The organism is Micromonospora sp. DSM 45708 (assembly GCF_039566955.1).
In the GTDB taxonomy this organism is placed as follows: domain Bacteria; phylum Actinomycetota; class Actinomycetes; order Mycobacteriales; family Micromonosporaceae; genus Micromonospora.
Map to the genome: position 1 here is coordinate 3150816 of NZ_CP154796.1, position 16221 is coordinate 3167036.

Genomic DNA, 16221 nt, shown 5'->3' on the forward strand with positions numbered 1-16221 from the left:
GTGCGGCGATCTCCGGTGCGACTCGAACGTAATCCAGCTCACACTGCCGAAGTACCCTTAGCCGCCCCCTACCGGGGGCCGGCGGGCCCTACTCCCAGCGGAACAGGCGGGTGGCGAGCAGGCAGCCCAGGATGGCGGTGCCGGCCAGCACGAGCAGCTGCGACACGGACGGGCTCTGCCCGGCCCAGGCGGCGGAGAGGGTGTCCACGGTGGCGCCCAGCGGCGAGTATTCCCCGATGCGGGCCAGCACGGTGGGCATCTGGTCGCGGGGCAGCCAGGCCCCGGCCAGGAACAGCAGCGGGAAGAACAGCGTCGGCCCGATGGACTGCGCCGACCGCGCCGACGGGGCGAGCGCGGCGATGAGCAGGCCGATCGCGAACAGGCAGGCCACGCCGAGCAGGAAGGCCAGCACGAAACCGGGCACGTTGGCCGGCGCGGGCTGGTCCAGCAGGAAACGTACGCCGACCGCGGTGACCACCGCGCCGGCCACGCCCATCGCCAGGTTGACCACCACCTGGGCGATGAGCAGCAACGCCGGGCTGACCGGGGTGGTGGCCAGCCGGCGCAGCACCTTGCGTTCCCGGTAGATGCCCAGCGCCATCGGCAGCGTGAACAGCGCCAACATCCCGATCGTCAGGGAGAGCGCGATGGACGGCAGGAACGTCTGCTCACCGTGCTGCCCGGGGGTCGCCTCCTGGGGGGCCCCGCGCTGCGGCAGGCCGAACACCAGCATCAGGCCGAGCGGCAGCGCGAAGACGAAGAACAGCGAGACCGGCTCCCGCAGGAACAGCTTGGCCTCGACGGCGACGAGCTTGGACAGGGCGTTCACGATGACCTTCCGTCGAGCGCCGGCGGGGTGGCCGGGTGGCCGGTGAGAGAGACGAACGCGTCGTCCAGGGTGGGCTGCTCGACCCGGAGGCCGGCGTAGCGGATCTTGCGCTCGGTCAGCGCCGACAGCACCGCCTGGAGCACCTCCTCGGGCCCGGTGACGGTGACCTCGTCGCCGTCCCGGCGCACGGAGCTGACCTCGGGCAGCGCGGACAGCAGGGCGTCGTCGAGGTGGTCGACCGGGCGGAAGTGCACCCGGTGCTCGGCGTCCACCCGGGACATCAGCCCGGCCGGTGTGTCGATGGCGACCACCCGACCGGCGTCGATGAGCGCGAGTCGGTCGCAGAGCCGCTCGGCCTCGGCCATGAAGTGGGTGACCAGCACGACCGTCACGCCACGGTCGCGGATGCGCTCGACCAGGTCCCAGGTGTCGCGCCGGCCCTTCGGGTCCAGCCCGGTGGTCAGCTCGTCGAGGATGGCGATCTCGGGGCGGCCGACCAGCGCCAGCGCCACCGAGAGGCGCTGCTTCTGGCCGCCGGAGAGCTTGTGGAACGCGGTGTCGCGCTGCTCGGCCAGCCCGAGGTCGGCCAGCAGCTCGTCGATGTCGGCGCGGTTGCGGTAGAAGGACCGGTAGAGGTCCAGCGCCTCACGCACCCGCAGCTTGTCGGGGAGCTGGCTCTCCTGGAGCTGGGCGCCGACCCGCTGGCGCACCTCGGTGCGGTCGCGGATCGGGTCGAGCCCGAGCACCCGGACCGTGCCGCCGTCGGCGCGACGCAGGCCCTGCACGCACTCCACGGTGGTGGTCTTGCCGGCGCCGTTGCGGCCGAGCACCCCGAAGATCTCGCCCTGCTCCACCGTGAACGAGACGTCGTCGACCGCCACCTTGTCGCCGTACCTCTTGTGCAGGTGCTCGACTTCGATGACCGGCATCTGGCGGGATCCTCCGTCGCGTACGGGTGCCGCCGGGGAGTCGCGGCGTCGGGTGTCGGCATGATCGACCCGCCCGGCGGGCCGACGCCGCCCATCATCCGGGCAACCGAGGCACGGTTCAACCCATCGGTCGACGAATCGGGGGTGTGGGCCGGTCGCCAGGGGTGTCGGCCGGTCACCCGGCGTGTCGCCGGGCCCGGTGGGGGTGGCCGGCCCCCGGGCGGCCCGGCTACGGTCGGTGCGCCGCCGCCGGCGGCGAATCGCGAGAGGGGCGCCCGTGCCGCTGCTGAGCTGGCTCGACCGGTCCACCGACGAGCGACCGGACGCGATCCGGGTCGACGACCGGTCACTGTCCTGGGTGGAGCTGCGCCGGGCCGCCGCCGCGGTCGCCGACGACCTGCACGGGGTCCGCCGGGTCGCGGTGCCCGCCACGTCGAGCCTGGAGACCGTGGTCGGCGTGGTCGGCGGGCTGCTGGCCGGCGCGGCGGTGGTGCCGGTGCCGCCGGACGCCGGGCCGGTGGAACGCGACCACGTGCTGCGCGACTCCGCCGCCGAGGTGTTGCTGGCGACGCCCGGGACGCCGACCGTCGACGGTCCCGCCGCGCCGCCGGCCCTGCCGGTGGACCTGACCCGCCGCTCGGACACCCGGCGTCCCGAGCCGGACGCGGCGACCACCGCGCTGATCCTCTACACCAGCGGCACCACGGGCGCGCCGAAGGGCGCGGTGCTGTCCCGCCGCGCGGTCGCCGCCTGCCTGGACGGGCTGGCCGACGCCTGGGCCTGGACGCCGGACGACGTGCTGGCGCACGGCCTGCCGCTGTTCCACGTGCACGGGCTGGTGCTCGGCGTGCTCGGCCCGCTGCGGGTCGGCGGCCGGCTGCACCACGTCGGCCGGCCCCGCCCCGACCGGTACGCCGCCGCCGCCGGCTCGCTCTACTTCGGCGTACCCACGATCTGGTCGCGGATCGCGGCGGAGCCGGCGGCGGCGCGGGCGCTGCGCGGCGCCCGGCTGCTGGTGTCCGGCAGCGCCGCGCTCCCCGAGCCGGTCTTCACCGCGCTCACCGAACTGACCGGCCACCGCCCGGTCGAACGGTACGGGATGACCGAAACCCTGATCACGGTGAGCGCCCGGGCGGACGGGCCCCGGCGACCGGGCACGGTCGGCGTGCCGCTGCCCGGCGTGCGCACCCGGGTGGTCGACGAGCGGGGCACGCCGCTGCCCGCCGACGGGGAGACGATGGGCGAACTCCAGGTCCGCGGCGACACGCTCTTCGACGGCTACCTGAACCGGCCGGACGCCGACGCGGCGGCCCGGACCGCGGACGGCTGGTTCCGCACCGGTGACGTGGCGACGGTCGGACCGGACGGCGCCCACCGGATCGTCGGCCGGGCCGCCACCGACCTGATCAAGAGCGGTGGGTACCGGATCGGCGCGGGCGAGGTGGAGGACGCGCTGCTGGCCCACCCCGGGGTCCGGGAGGCGGCGGTGGTCGGCACCCCCCACCCGGATCTGGGCCAGCAGGTCACCGCGTACGTGGTCGGGGACGGGCTGGGCGAGGCCGAGCTGATCGACTTCGTGGCCCGGCAGCTCTCCGTGCACAAGCGGCCCCGGCAGGTGCGGCTGGTCGACGCGCTGCCCCGCAACGCCATGGGCAAGGTGCAGAAGAGCCGGCTGACCTAGGGGGCGGGGACGGTGACGGCGGTGAGCACCAGACCCCGCTCCACCAGGAACCGGCCGTCGAACGCGGTCAGTTCCACGCCGCCCAGCCGCGGGCCGGGCACCAGCAGCCGGGCGGTGAACGTGCCGGCCGGGTCGACCACGATGTCCGCCTCGGCGAAGTCCAGCCAGCGCCCGGTCAGCGGGAACCAGGCCTTGTAGACCGCCTCCTTCGCGCTGAACAGCAGCCGGTCCCAGCAGACAGCCGGGTGGGTGGTGCGCAACGCGGCGGTCCGGGTGCGCTCGGCCGGCAGCGCGACCGCGTCCAGCACCCCGTCGGGCAGCGGCGCGTGCGGCTCGGCGTCCACGCCGACGCTGCCGACCGTCCCGGACCGGGCGAGGGCGGCGCCACGGTAGCCGTCGCAGTGGGTCATGCTGCCGACCACGCCGGCCGGCCAGCCGGGCGCGCCCCGGACGCCGGGCAGGATCGCCGCCGGCGGCAGCCCCAGCCGGGCCAGCGCCCGGCGGGCGCAGTGCCGCACGGTGGTGAACTCCTGGCGGCGCTTCGCCACCGAGTTCGCGACGACGTGCTCCTCGGCCGGGTGCAGGCGTAGCCCGACCGGGTCGGTGAAGCACTCCTCCACCACCACGGCCGGCGGCAGGATCCGCTCGATCACGCCCCGGATGGTAGGGCGTGCCCGCCGGTGTGTCCGGCCCGTGGCCGGTGGTCAGGGGTCGCGTACGGGGGGAGGCCCGCTCCGCCGGATCAGCAGCGACTTGCGGACCCGGCCCTGCGCGCTGCACGGCAGCTCGTCGACGAAGTGCACCCGGCGGGGCCGGGCCGCCGCCGAGAGCAGTCGGCCGACGTGGTCGATGAGCGCCTGGGCGGTGAGCCCGGCCGCCGCGACGACGTACGCGACGACCTGCTCGCCGAGTGTGCGGTGCGGCGCGCCGACCACCGCCGCCTCGTGCACCCCGGGGTGGGTGAGCAGCACCTCCTCGACCTGCCGGGTCGGCACCGGTCGACCGCCGCAGCGCACCACGCCGGTGCCGTCCGGGCCGAGGATCCGGTGGCGTCCGGCCGGGTCCACGGTGGCCAGATCGCCGGTGGGGTGCCAGCCGTCGGCCGGCGGCGCCGACCCGGGCCGGTCGGTGTACCCGCTGAACAGCGTCGGGCTCCGGACGCTCAGTTCACCGACCGCGTCGCCGTCGGCGGTCACCGGCCGGCCGGCCTGGTCCAGCACCCGGGTCTGCACGCCGGGCAGCGCGGTGCCCGGCGTGCCGGCCGGCCCGGTGAGCACGATCAGTGTCTCCGTGGTGCCGTACCCCTCCACCGGGTGGTGCGAGGTCAGCAACCGCAGCCGTTCCCCCACGGCGGGCGCCAGTGGGGCGTCGCCGGAGACCAGCATGCGCGCCCGGGACAGCGTCCGGGCCCGGGGCGCGTCCCGGGCGATGCGCGCCCACTGCCGGGGCAACGCCAGGTAGATGGTGCCGGCCGGGCCGGCGGTGGCGTGCCGGTCGAGGTGGACGAAGCGGCTGCCCACCCGGAGCGCGCCGAGCAGGCCGACCACCAGCCCGAACGCCCGGAACAGTGGCGCGCCCTGGACGAGGACGTCGTCGGCGCTCCACCGCCAGGCGGCGGCGAGCAGGTCCAGGTCGGCGGCGATGGCCCGGTGCGAGATGCGGACGCCGCGGGAGGGCCCGCCGGCGCCGCCGGTGTAGAGGATCACCGCGTCGCTGGCCGGCAGCGGGTCCGGGTGCGTGGCCCAGGACCGTTTTCGCAGGTCCACCGGGACGATCGGCAGGGTGGCCCCGGCGGTGGTAGGACCGAGCAGCACGTCGGCGCGCGACTCGCGCAGGATGCGGTGCCGCTCGCCCGCCTCGGCGCCGGGCGGCAACGGCACCACCGGCACGCCGGCCTGGACGGCGCCGACGATCCCGACCATGGTCTCCAGGCTCGGCCCGGCCTCGACCGCGACCGCCCGGGCGCCCCGGATCCGATCGGCGACCGCGTTCGCGCAGCCCAGGAGCGCCTCGGCGGAGAGTGTCCGGCCGGCGACCCGGAGCGCGTCGGAACGGTCCGCCCCGGACCCCCGCAGCCCGGGCAGAAGCGTCATCGAACCGGGGCCCGGTGTCTCGGCGGTGGTTGGCAGATCACGCGCGAACCCTTCACGTCCCGGGCGCGCGGCCCGTGGCCGATCCCCCCGTCGTGCGGCGGATTGTCATCCGCCGACCACGGCGGACAGTCCGAAATTAGGCGGCTGAGCGGCGGCAGACAACCCCTACCCGGCGGGCCCGACGGCGCGTCCGGACGCCGCGTCACCGGCCCGGAGCGGCAGGTGGGGGGTGGACGACGAGTCCGTGATGAAACTCGTTCGCGTTGATCGCCGGGTGACGGGAAGCGTCCACGGGGATGACGGAATCGGGCCGTCGAATCGCGCCCGGTCCACCGGCGCGCCATCCGTCGGTCCCGGGAATAACGATTCCAATTTCATTCTTCCGCAGTTACCGGCGGGTCAACTTTCTTTCCCCTCACCGTTCCGCGCACCGGCTCGACGCGAATTTCTTCTTTAACAACAAGTTGCGGCAAAGGGCTTCCAGACGGACTGAAACGGGCAAGTTGGGCGAGCGACGAAAGCGCGGTGACGGCTGCCGGAATCGACCGGTGCCGCCGGGCCGACAATCGGCCGAAAGCGCCGGGTACCACGCGCCGGGCACACCGGTCGGAGCGGCCGGCGACGCCGGGCGCCCGCGACCCGCCGGCCGGCTCGTCGTCACCGCCCGACCGACGGGGCGGCACCCCGCCGGCGCGGTCGTCGCCCGGCCACCGGTGAACAGCGAGAACGCTCTCACGGCGAGCGGCGTGAGCCGCGGCGACGCCGGGTCGCCGCGCCGGCGGACCGGGGCGGACCGTCGGCGGCCGGGCCCGACCCCCCGAGGGTCGGGCGTCCGTTCTTCCCGCGCATTAGCGGCAAGGGTGGAAAACGTTACCAACCGACCTACCGGGCCGCCTGCGTCACGTTCCGGAAGAGGCGGATGACTTTCCGCTGTCGGACCACCCCGGCCACCGTCGTCGACCGCCGGCGAGGCGATGCCATGTTTGCTCATCCTTTACATCCTTCGACTTGCCGCCCAATTGCCGGGCTGACATACTCCACCCCATGAATCGGGATCGATAGAGGCGGACCGCGTCGATCCGCCCCGAATTGCGGGACCGCAGGTGGTGGCGGATTTTCGACGCACGAGACCAGGCGCGACGTTCGATGAAACGCCCACGTCGTACCATCGTTGTCGGTATTCGCCAATTGGAATGGGTCAAGGATTTGTGGGTCTCTGACTGCAACGAGTGTCACCGGAGACCACGGCGCGCGGCCCGAGGGGCCACAGCCGGGCGGAGGCCCGCCCCATGACGATGGCCGAACGGGACCGGCACCTCGACGTCCTGACCGGTCGGCTCACCGATCTGCTCCACCCGGGCGAACCCGCCACCGCCCCCGGCCCGATCACGCTGATCACCGGACCGGTCGGTGCCGGCAAGACCACACTCCTCCAGTCCTTCGCCCGGCGGTGCGCCGAGGCCGGCGTCACGTTCCTCGGCGCCAGCGCGTCGCGCAGCGAACGCACCGTGCCGCTGGAGGTGGTCCGGCAACTCCTCCGGCGGGCCACCGTGGACGACGCCGACCGCGACCGCGTCGGGCGGCTCCTGGACCGGGCCGTGCTGCGCTGGGGCGAGACGGCCGACGAGGAGGCGCTCGCCCCGCTCACCGCCGCGATCGGTGGCGAACTGCTGGAACTCGCGGCGCGGGCGCCCGCCGTGGTCGCGGTCGACGACGTCCAGCACGCCGACGCGCCGTCGCTGCGGTGCCTCGACCACCTGGCCCGTCGGGTCACCGGCCTGCCGGTGCTGATCGTGCTGACCGAGGCGCCGCGCACCCGGCCCTGGCACCCCACCGCGTACGCCGAACTGCTCCAGCCGGCCCGGCTGCACCGGGTCCGGCTGCCGCTGCTCTCCGCCGACGGGACGTACCGGATCCTGGCCGACCGGCTGGGCGCCCCGGTGGCACGGCGGGTCGCCGACGAGGCGCACCGGATCAGCGGCGGCAATCCGCTGCTGGTGCACGCGCTGGCCGACGACCACCCGGCCGGCGCCGACACCCCGACGCCCGGTGAGGCGTTCCGGGAGGCGGTGCTGAGCTGCCTCTACCGGTGCGAGCACCTGGTGCTCAAGACCGCTCGCGTGCTGGCGGTGACCGAGGAGCCGCTGCACGGCCCGCTCCTGCCCCACCTGGTCGACCTCCCCTCCGAGCTGAACCTGCACGCCGTCGACGCGGCCACCAGCGCCGGTCTCGTCGTCGCCGACGGCCTCCGACACCCGGCGGTACGCCGGGCGGTGCTCGACGGCATGACGGTGGAGGAACGCGCCCGGTTGCACCGCGCCGCCGCCCAACTGCTGCACGACGACGGCGCCCCGCCACCGCGGATCGCTCCGCACCTGCTGACCTCCGACGAGCTGACCGAGCCGTGGATGGCGCAGACCCTGCTCGACGCCGGCGAGCAGGCGCTCGCCGACGGCGACGTGGACACCGGCCGTCGCTACCTGCGCCGCGCCAACCGGGACTGCCCCGACGAGTGCCTGCGGGCCCGGATCCGGTCCGCCCTGGCCCGCGCCGAGTGGCGGCTCGACCCGCAGGGCGCGGTCCCCCACCTGCTCGGCGTCGCCACCGCCGTACGCGCCGGCCACCTGGGCACCCGGCAGGCCTCCGGGCCGATCCAGTACCTGCTCTGGCACGGCCAGATCGGCCGGGCCGTGGAACTCATCCACCATCTCGGCGAGCGTGCCGACGGCGTCGACGCGCGCTCGGCCGCCGACCTGATGATCATCAAGGGGTGGATGACCACGCTCTATCCCGGGGTTCCGCTCGACGGCGCCGCACCGACCGGCACCACCCGGGACCCGCTCGCCCTGGCCCGGGTCAGGCACCGGCTGCGCGGCGTCCTCCTGCTCGACACCGTGTTGGGTCGGGGCGACCTCGGCGCGCTGGAGAACGCCGAGCGCACCCTCGGGACGCTCGGGCTGGACGACGAGCCGAGCATGTGGAACGCGGTCTGCGCGGTGATCGCGATGATCTACGCCGACCGGCTCGACCTGGCCGGCGAGTGGTGCGACCGGCTGGACCGGATCGCCTCCGCCCGCCGGCACCGCACGCCGCGCGCGCTGCTCACCGCGGTCGCCGCCACCGTGGCGGGCCGACGCGGTGACCTGCGCCGGGCGCGCGAGCTCGCCGAGTCCGCGCTCAACCGGTTGTCCCCGAAGGGGTGGGGCGTCGTCATCGGCGCGCCGCTGGCCATCCGACTGTGGACGCTGACCTGCCTCGAGGAGTGGGACGAGGCGGCGGCCTGCCTGCGTACGCCGGTGCCGCCGGCGCTGTTCGAGACCCCGTTCGGCCTGCACTACCTGCACGCCCGGGGCGTGCACGCCCTCGCCGCGGGCAGTCCGGAGGCGGCGCTGGCCGACTTCCAACTGTGCGGGCAGCTGATGACCTCGTGGCGGCTCGACCAGGCGCCGCTGGTCCCCTGGCGTACCGAATCGGCGCGGGCGCTGCTGCGGATGGGCCGCCGGCAGCAGGCCGAGAAGGTGGTTCGCGAGGAACTGGACCGGCTCCGCCCGACCGACCTGCGCTACCGGGGCGCCGCGCTGCGGGTGCTCGGCACCGTCCGCGAGGGAGCCGAGCGGATCCGGGACCTGCGGTGCGCGGTACGGCTGCTGCGCCAGTGCGGGGACCGGGTCGAGCTGGCGCGCGCCCTCGGCGACCTCGGCCAGGCCCAGCAGGAGGCCGGCGACCTGCGCCAGGCGCGCAGCACGGCCCGGGCCGCGCGCGACCTCGCCGAGGAGTGCGGCATCCCGGTGCTGCGGCCGACGCCGGCCGGCCGGACCACCACGGTCGGCCGGACCGCCGCGCCCGACCCGGGTTCCGACGCCGGGATCCTGCTCACCGGCCTCAGCGACGCCGAGTCACGGGTCGCCGCGCTGGCCGCGCAGGGGCACACCAACCGGGAGATCGCCGAGCGGATGTTCCTCACCGTCAGCGCCATCGAACAGCGCCTGACCCGGATCTACCGCAAGCTCGACGTCAACTCCCGCAGCGAACTGGCCGCCCGGCTGCGGCTCGACCGCTGAGCCCCGCCGGCCGGCCGGCCCGTACCCCCCTGGCGGTCAACCGCGGCCGGCCACTCGGCCTGCGGTCACCTGCCGGAGTGTGGTCTCATCTCCTCGATCGGCTGTCACCTGCTGTCCATCGTGGCGAAACACGCCCGTCATCCGGTTCGGACGACACCCCCCTTCCGGGCGACCACGCAACCCCTAACGCCCCGTCCGCACCGCAGGTTTACCGCCGAAACGGTGGGGTCCCGGGACCGTTGTCGCACGCCAGGGCCGATGCCAGACTCGCCTGGAGCCGGAACGGTCGTCCGACGACGCGCTCCGGTGGGGAGGATTCCAGGGTCCACCCGGCCGACGACCCGGTGCGCTTCACCCCTGTTTTCGCGTCTGCGACGGGTGTGGTGAAGGGGTCGCCGACGACACCGGGCGGAGCGGCGTGCCGGCGGCGGTGACCCCGTCGCGGCGCCGCCGACGAGAAGGGCTGACGACACACGTGCTGGTACAGCGAGAGGAACAGCTCACCCTGCTGCGCGAGACCTTCCAGAACTGCGAGCGGCAGCGGAAGGGACACGTCTCACTCGTCACCGGCGCGGTGGGCAGCGGCAAGACGAGCGTGCTGGAATCGTTCGGCGACTGGGCGGCCGGGGCCGGCGGCCGGGTGCTCAGCGCGACCGCGTCGCGCGCCGAACGGGGACTGCACCTGGGGGTGCTGGGCCAACTTCTCCAGGGGGCGCGGCTCGACCCCGAGACCGGCATCCGGGTGGAGAACCTGCTGCGCCACTCCCCGACCGCCCCGCCGGAACCCGGACACGACGGCAGCGACGACCCCGCCGACCAGGTGTGGGCGCCGGTGCTGCACGGCCTGTTCAGCACGCTGCTCGACCTGGCCGAGTCGGCGCCGCTCGTCCTGACCGTCGACGACGTGCACCACGCCGACCCGGCGTCGCTGCACTGCTTGCTCTACGTCGCCCGCCGGCTGCGACACATTCCGATCATGGTGGTGCTGGCCGAGGCCCGCACGCTGCGCCCGGCGCACCCGCACTTCCGGGCCGAACTGTTCAGCCAGCCCTACTTCACCCGGATCACCCTGCCGCCGCTGACCGTCGAGGCGATCGCCCGGCTGGTCGACGACGACGTCGAGCCGGCGGCCCGCGAGGCCGCCGAGCGGTGCCTGCGGATGACCGGCGGCAACCCGCTGCTCACGCGGGCGCTCATCGAGGAACGGCCCCGGCCGGCGACGGACGAGGAACCGACCGCGGACGCCGCCCTCGGCGACGCGTTCGACCAGGCGGTGCTCGGCTGCCTGTACCGGCACGAGCCGGGCGTGCGCCGGGTGGCGCAGGCGATGGCGGTGCTGGACCGGCCCGGCGGCCGGGCCGACCTGCTCGGCCACCTGCTCGACGTGGTGCCGGAGTCGGTCACCCCGATGGTCAGCATGCTGCGCACCACCGGCCTGCTGGACCAGGACCGGCTGCGACACCCCCGGATCCGGCGGTCCATCCTGGCCGACATGTCCGTCGACGAACGACGGGGCCTGCACCAACGGGCCGCCGAGGTGCTGCACGAGCACGGCGTCGAGCCGGGCGACGTGGCCGAGCACCTGGTCGCCGCCGGCTGGGCGGAGGCCGGGTGGACGGTGCCGGTGCTGCACGACGCCGCCGCCCAGGCGCTCGCCGCCGGCCGGCCCGACGTCGCCGCCGGCTGCCTGCGCCTCGTCGGTCGCGCCGAGGTGGACGACGACCAGCGCGTCGCCATCACCGCCATGCAGGTCAGCGCCCGCTGGCAGATCAACCCCCTTTCCGTCAACGGTCAGCTCGACCAACTGGTCGCCACCGCGCGGGCGGGCGGCTGGCCGACCGACGCCGCCCTGTCCGCCGTGCCGTACCTGCTGTGGCAGGGGCGGGCCGAGGAGGCCGACGAGGCGATCACCGGCTGCGCCGGGGACGACGAGCAGGCCCACGCCCACGCCGCCGGGCGCCGGCGGACGATGCACCTGCTGCTGGGACTCTCCCACCCGGACCACCTGGCCGCCGTACGGGAGACGGCGGGCACGCCACGCGCCGCGCTGCTGGCCGGCGGTTCCTCACCGGCGCAGGCGCTGGGCCTCGTCGGCGCGGCGCTGTCCCCGACCGGCGACCACGACGCGGTGGCCGGCGCCGAACAACTGCTGCACCGCCACCACTCCGACGACGGCATGCTCCCGCTGTTGGCCGCGCCGCTGCTGGCGCTGCTCTGGGCCGGCCGCGCCGACCGGGTGGCCGCCTGGACGGCGGCGCTGCTGGAGCGGCCGGCCGTGCGGCACGCCCCGCTCTGGCGGGCCGTGCTGCGGGCGCTGCGCGCCGAGGCGGCGCTGCGGCTGGGCGACCTGACCGTGGCCGACCAGCAGGCCCGGGCCGCGCTCGACGACCTGCCGGTGGCCGCCTGGGGCGTCGCCGCGGCGGGCCCGCTGGCCACGCTGATCGCCTGCGCCACCGAGTCCGGGCGGCACGCCGAGGCGGACCGCTGGCTGGCGCAGAGCGTGCCCGCCGGTGCCTTCCGCACGCCGCTCGGGCTGCACTACCTGGCCGCCCGGGCACGTCACCACCTGGCGCTCGGCCGGGCCCACGCGGCCACCACCGACCTGCGCCGGTGCGGCGAACTCATGCGCGCCTGGGGCGTGGACGTGGCCGGGCTGGTGCCCTGGCGGCTGGAGCTGGCCCGGGTGCAGTTCGCGGTGGGCAACAAGGCACACGCCACCCAACTGCTTCAGGAGCAGCTACGGGCACCGCACGGGGTGGACGACCGCACCCGGGGCCGGGCGCTGCGACTGCTCGCCGGCACCACCGCGCCGGACCACCGGCGCAAGCTGCTCTCCGAGGCGGTGAACCTGTTGCAGGGCTGCGGCGACCGGCTGGAGCTGGTCCGGGCGCTCGGTGACACCGGGCAGACGCTGCAACGGGCGGGCGATTCGGCGCAGGCGCGGCTGCTGGTCCGCCGGGCGTACCAGCTGGCGCAGGACTGCGGGGCCTCGGTGCTGGCCCAGCGGCTGGTCCGGCGCGAGCCGGGCAGCGTGCCGGCGGGTCCGCCGGCCGAGACAGCGGAGCCGGAGGACGGGCTCAGCGAGGCCGAACGCCGGGTGGCGGCGCTCGCCGCGCAGGGCCACACCAACCGGCAGATCTCCAGCAAGCTGTTCATCACGGTGAGCACCGTGGAGCAGCACCTCACCCGGGTCTACCGCAAGCTCGACGTCAAGCGCCGCTCGGACCTGCCGGCCCGGCTGGTGGCCTTCGCCGAGCCGCTGGGCGAGGAGATCCAGCCTGCCGCGTCCTGACCCGACCCGGGTAAGGCGGGGCCCCTTGTTAACACCGGGTGTTAACAAGGGGCCCCGCCTTAGCCGACTGCGTCAGGAAGGGACCCCGCCTTACCCGCTCAGCACCAGGTCGGCGGCGGCGGTGACCCCGCCGGCGCGGCGCAGGCAGTCGCGCCAGCGGGCGGCCCGGTCGCGGAACGACGGCTCGGCCAGCAGCCGGCGCAGCTTGCCGACCACGTCGTCGACGTCGAGCGGGTCCTCGTGCTCGACCGCCAGCGCCACGCCGGCGTCGACCACCCGCACCGCCCCGTCGTAGCAGTCGAACCAGAACGGCATCACCAGCTGCGGCACCCCGAACCAGGCCGCCTCGTGGATCGCGTTCGCGGCGGCGTGGTTGAAGAACACCCGGACGTGCGGGTGCGCCAGCACCTCCACCTGCGACGGCAGCCACGACTCGACGCGCAGGTTCGCCGGCAGCTCGTCGGCCGGCGGGAGCAACCCGTGTCGGGCGGCGGGCAGCTTCCACAGCACCTGGTGCTCCGGCCCGAGCCGGGCGGCCACCTCCACCAGCGCGGCAACCTGCGCGGCGGTCGGGCGCATGATGGTGCCGAAGCCGACGTAGACCACCGACTCGTGAGCGTCGAGCCAGGCCCGCAGCTCGGCGCCGTCCGGGCTCGGCACGATCTCCCGGGGCACCATCGAGCCCACCATGCGCAGCTTCGCCGGCGCGGTGTCGAACGGGTACTCCAGCCCGAACACCGTGTAGGCGAGCAGCGCCTCCGCCGCCTCGGCGTACTGCGAGGGACGTAGCTCGACGTTGCTGATGCCGGCGTCCGCGCGCCGCGCGGCGGCGGCGGTGCTGCGGGCGAGCCGCTCCGGCTCGGTGAGCGTGGCCACCAGCGCGGCCCGGTAGCGGTCGTTCGCCGCCCGCTGGCTGGGGTTCATCGCCAGCGGGAGCCCCGACAACGACATCGGGTACGCCGGCGGCAGACTGTCCTGGAGGAAGTTCGACGGCGGCACCGTGACGCTGATGACGAACGGCACCCCACGGGTGGTGGCCGCGTCGAGGCCGAACGAGGCGAACGAGTCCACCACCGCCCGCACCGGTCGCACCTCGTCGATGACGGCCAGGCAGCGCTCGTACAGCTCGTGCAGGTGGTCGAAGTCGGTGGAGGCGTCGACGTAGCTGGCGAAGTTCACCACCCGGGAGCCGGTGGACATCCGGCGGTGTGTCTCGTCGTCCCAGTGCTCCGGGCGGACCTCCACCCGGGGCGGGCCGAGCGAGACGAACCGCAGGTCACCGTCGCCGGGCAGCGCCTCGATCTCGGCCCGCCGCTCATCGGTGCAGGCGAAGCGGACCGGTCGGGCGGCCCGGCGCTTCAGCTCACCGGCCAGCGTGAGCAGCGGGTTGAACAGCCCCGCGCTGCCGGAGCTGACCAGCAGCAGCGGTCCGTCGTCGGGGGTCATCGCGGCCGGCCCCTAGTCCATCGCCCGGCGCATGAAGCCACGGATGCCGACGGCGGTGAAGACCACGAACACCCCGGCGAGCACGACCAGGTCCAGCCAGAGCGGCACCGACTCGACACCGGGCGGGGCGACGAGCGACCGGGTCCCCTCGCTGACGTAGGTGAGCGGGTTGATCGCGCAGACCACCTGGAACCAGGGCAGCGAGTCCAGCGCGCGCAGCGGGAACTGGGTGGCGCCGGTGAACATCAGCGGCGTCAGCGTGACCGTGAACATGATCTGGATGCGCTGCGGCGGGACCAGCGTGCCGAACGTCAGGCCCATGGCGGCGCCGACCAGCGCGCCGGCGGCCAACACGCCGATCACCGGCAGCAACGTGGACAGCGGCCAGGTGACGCCGAGGATCAGCATGCCGACCGGGATGAGCACCAGCCCGGCGACCAGCCCCCGGATCGCCCCGAAGACGATCTTCTCGAACGCGACCAGCGGGATCGCCATCGGCGACAGCAGCCGGTCCTCGATCTCCCGGGTGAAGGAGAAGTCCATCACCATCGGCAGCGCGGTGTTCTCCAGCCCGATCAGGAACGCGTTGAGCGCGATGACGCCGGGCAGCAGCACGTTGGCGAAGTCGTCGGAGGCGTACCCGAGGTCCTTGAGCACCTTGCCGAAGATCAGCAGCATGAACAGCGGCTGGAGGAACACCTGGGCCAGGAACGCGCCCACCTCGCGGCTGGTGACGAACATGTCGCGCCACAGCACCGCCCGGAACGTGGTGAGCTGGTCGCGCAGGCGTACCGGCGGGGGTGCGGTGACGGCCGGCGGCGCCGGCGCGGCGGGGGCGGTGACGGTCACCGAAGTTCCCTTCCGGTCAGGTGGATGAACACGTCCTCCAGGCTGGGCTGGCCGACGCTGAGGTCGCGGACCTCGCAGCCGAGGTCGGTGAGGACCTTCAACGCCATCGGCACGGCGTTGGCCGGCGCGCCGGCGGTGTAGACCCGGAACGACAGCGGCGCGTCCGGGTCCTCCGGCGTCGGCATCGGCGGCATGCCGGGGAACATCGGCAGCTCCGCCGCGCCGCCCGCGCGCAGCCGCTCGACGCGCTCCACGTCCGGCACGTCGGCCAGCGCGGTCTGTACCGCCTCGACCGGGGCGCCGGGCGCGACCACCAGGGTCAGCGTGCTGCTGCCGGGCAGCGTCCGGGTCAGCGCCGCCGGCGTGTCCAGGGTGAGCAGCTTGCCGTGGTCGACGATGCCGACCCGGTCGCAGAGCTTCTCCGCCTCCTCCATGTCGTGCGTGGTCACCACGACGGTGACCCCGGACCGCTTCAGGTCGGCGATCCGCTCGTGCACGAACAGCCGGGACTGCGGGTCGAGACCGGCGGACGGCTCGTCGAGGAAGAGCACCCGGGGGGCGTGCATCAACGCCCGGGCGATCATGGTGCGCTGGGCCAGGCCGCCGGAGAGGAAGTCGGTGCGGGCCTTCGCGAAGTCCTTCAGACCCATCTGCTCCAGCAGCTCGTCGGCGCGCCGGGCGCGGCGGGACCGGGACACCCGGTGGTACGCGGAGTGGAACAACAGGTTCTGCCGGACGGTGAGCGACCGGTCCAGGTTGACCCGCTGCGGCACCACCGCGAGCAGTTGCCGGGCCACGGCCGGCGCGCGGGACACGTCCGCGCCGCAGACCAGGGCACGGCCGGCGGTGGCCCGCACCCGGGTCGTCAGCACCCCGATCGTCGTGGTCTTGCCCGCGCCGTTCGGCCCGAGCAGACCGAAGACCTCGCCCGCGGCGACCGAGAAACTCAGTCCGTCCACCGCCGGCGGCATGTCGGGCCGGTATCTCTTGACCAGCCCGTCGACCACCACTGCCTCGTCCACGTCGTCATGCTCCCGTCCT

Annotated in this window: 10 protein-coding genes; 3 read left to right on the top strand and 7 right to left on the bottom strand. The window is 74.7% G+C overall.

Features of this window, described 5'->3' with window-relative positions; genetic code table 11:
* Positions 1–88: 88 nt before the first annotated feature.
* Positions 89–829: an ABC transporter permease gene (locus tag VKK44_RS14035; RefSeq protein ID WP_343447401.1), complete on the bottom strand. Its 741-nt coding sequence runs from the start codon at positions 827–829 to the stop codon at positions 89–91.
* Positions 826–1758: an ABC transporter ATP-binding protein gene (locus tag VKK44_RS14040; RefSeq protein WP_343447402.1), complete on the bottom strand. Its 933-nt coding sequence runs from the start codon at positions 1756–1758 to the stop codon at positions 826–828. Before VKK44_RS14040 ends, VKK44_RS14035 begins: the two co-directional genes overlap by 4 nt.
* Positions 1759–2035: 277 nt before the next feature.
* Here VKK44_RS14040 and VKK44_RS14045 point away from each other — a divergent pair, with 277 nt between their 5' ends.
* Positions 2036–3439 (top strand): acyl-CoA synthetase, encoded by a 1404-nt coding sequence (locus tag VKK44_RS14045; RefSeq protein WP_343447403.1) that lies wholly within the window; start codon positions 2036–2038, stop codon positions 3437–3439.
* Here VKK44_RS14045 and VKK44_RS14050 read toward each other — a convergent pair.
* Together VKK44_RS14050 and VKK44_RS14055 are read right to left on the bottom strand one after the other, a co-directional pair.
* Entirely contained in the window at positions 3436–4092 is a 657-nt protein-coding gene (locus VKK44_RS14050) for a 4'-phosphopantetheinyl transferase family protein (protein ID WP_343447404.1), read from the bottom strand. The two genes, VKK44_RS14045 and VKK44_RS14050, sit on opposite strands and share 4 nt — an antisense overlap.
* 51 nt (positions 4093–4143) lie before the next feature.
* Complete coding sequence (locus VKK44_RS14055; RefSeq protein ID WP_343447405.1) at positions 4144–5532, bottom strand: AMP-binding protein; 1389 nt, start codon at positions 5530–5532, stop codon at positions 4144–4146.
* Between the two features lie 1289 nt (positions 5533–6821).
* Here VKK44_RS14055 and VKK44_RS14060 point away from each other — a divergent pair.
* Both VKK44_RS14060 and VKK44_RS14065 read left to right on the top strand, forming a co-directional pair.
* Positions 6822–9593 carry a helix-turn-helix transcriptional regulator gene (locus VKK44_RS14060; protein WP_343447406.1) on the top strand — a complete coding sequence of 924 codons (2772 nt, stop codon included), beginning with the start codon at positions 6822–6824 and terminating at the stop codon, positions 9591–9593.
* Positions 9594–10068: 475 nt separating this feature from the next.
* Complete coding sequence (locus tag VKK44_RS14065; RefSeq protein WP_343447407.1) at positions 10069–12885, top strand: helix-turn-helix transcriptional regulator; 2817 nt, start codon at positions 10069–10071, stop codon at positions 12883–12885.
* Positions 12886–12975: 90 nt separating this feature from the next.
* Here the strand turns inward: VKK44_RS14065 and VKK44_RS14070 are convergent, their stop codons facing one another.
* Genes VKK44_RS14070 through VKK44_RS14080 form a run of 3 tightly spaced genes read right to left on the bottom strand, consistent with a single transcriptional unit; the run spans position 12976 to position 16202 of the window.
* Positions 12976–14331 (bottom strand): glycosyltransferase, encoded by a 1356-nt coding sequence (locus VKK44_RS14070; protein WP_343447409.1) that lies wholly within the window; start codon positions 14329–14331, stop codon positions 12976–12978.
* 12 nt (positions 14332–14343) lie between these two features.
* On the bottom strand, positions 14344–15180 hold the full coding sequence (locus VKK44_RS14075) for an ABC transporter permease (protein WP_343447410.1): 837 nt from the start codon (positions 15178–15180) through the stop codon (positions 14344–14346).
* The gene (locus VKK44_RS14080) at positions 15177–16202 is read right to left on the bottom strand and encodes an ABC transporter ATP-binding protein (protein ID WP_343447412.1); all 1026 of its coding nucleotides are present in this window, start codon (positions 16200–16202) and stop codon (positions 15177–15179) included. The genes VKK44_RS14075 and VKK44_RS14080 overlap by 4 nt, the downstream gene beginning before the upstream one ends.
* Between the last annotated feature and the right edge of the window lie 19 nt (positions 16203–16221).

Bases quoted from the DNA above. Each gene is read 5' to 3' on its own strand.
- VKK44_RS14060 (WP_343447406.1), top strand. From the start codon at position 6,822: ATGACGATGGCCGAACGGGACCGGCACCTCGACGTCCTGACCGGTCGG.
- VKK44_RS14040 (WP_343447402.1), bottom strand. From the start codon at position 1,758: ATGCCGGTCATCGAAGTCGAGCACCTGCACAAGAGGTACGGCGACAAG.
- VKK44_RS14070 (WP_343447409.1), bottom strand. From the start codon at position 14,331: ATGACCCCCGACGACGGACCGCTGCTGCTGGTCAGCTCCGGCAGCGCG.
- VKK44_RS14055 (WP_343447405.1), bottom strand. From the start codon at position 5,532: ATGACGCTTCTGCCCGGGCTGCGGGGGTCCGGGGCGGACCGTTCCGAC.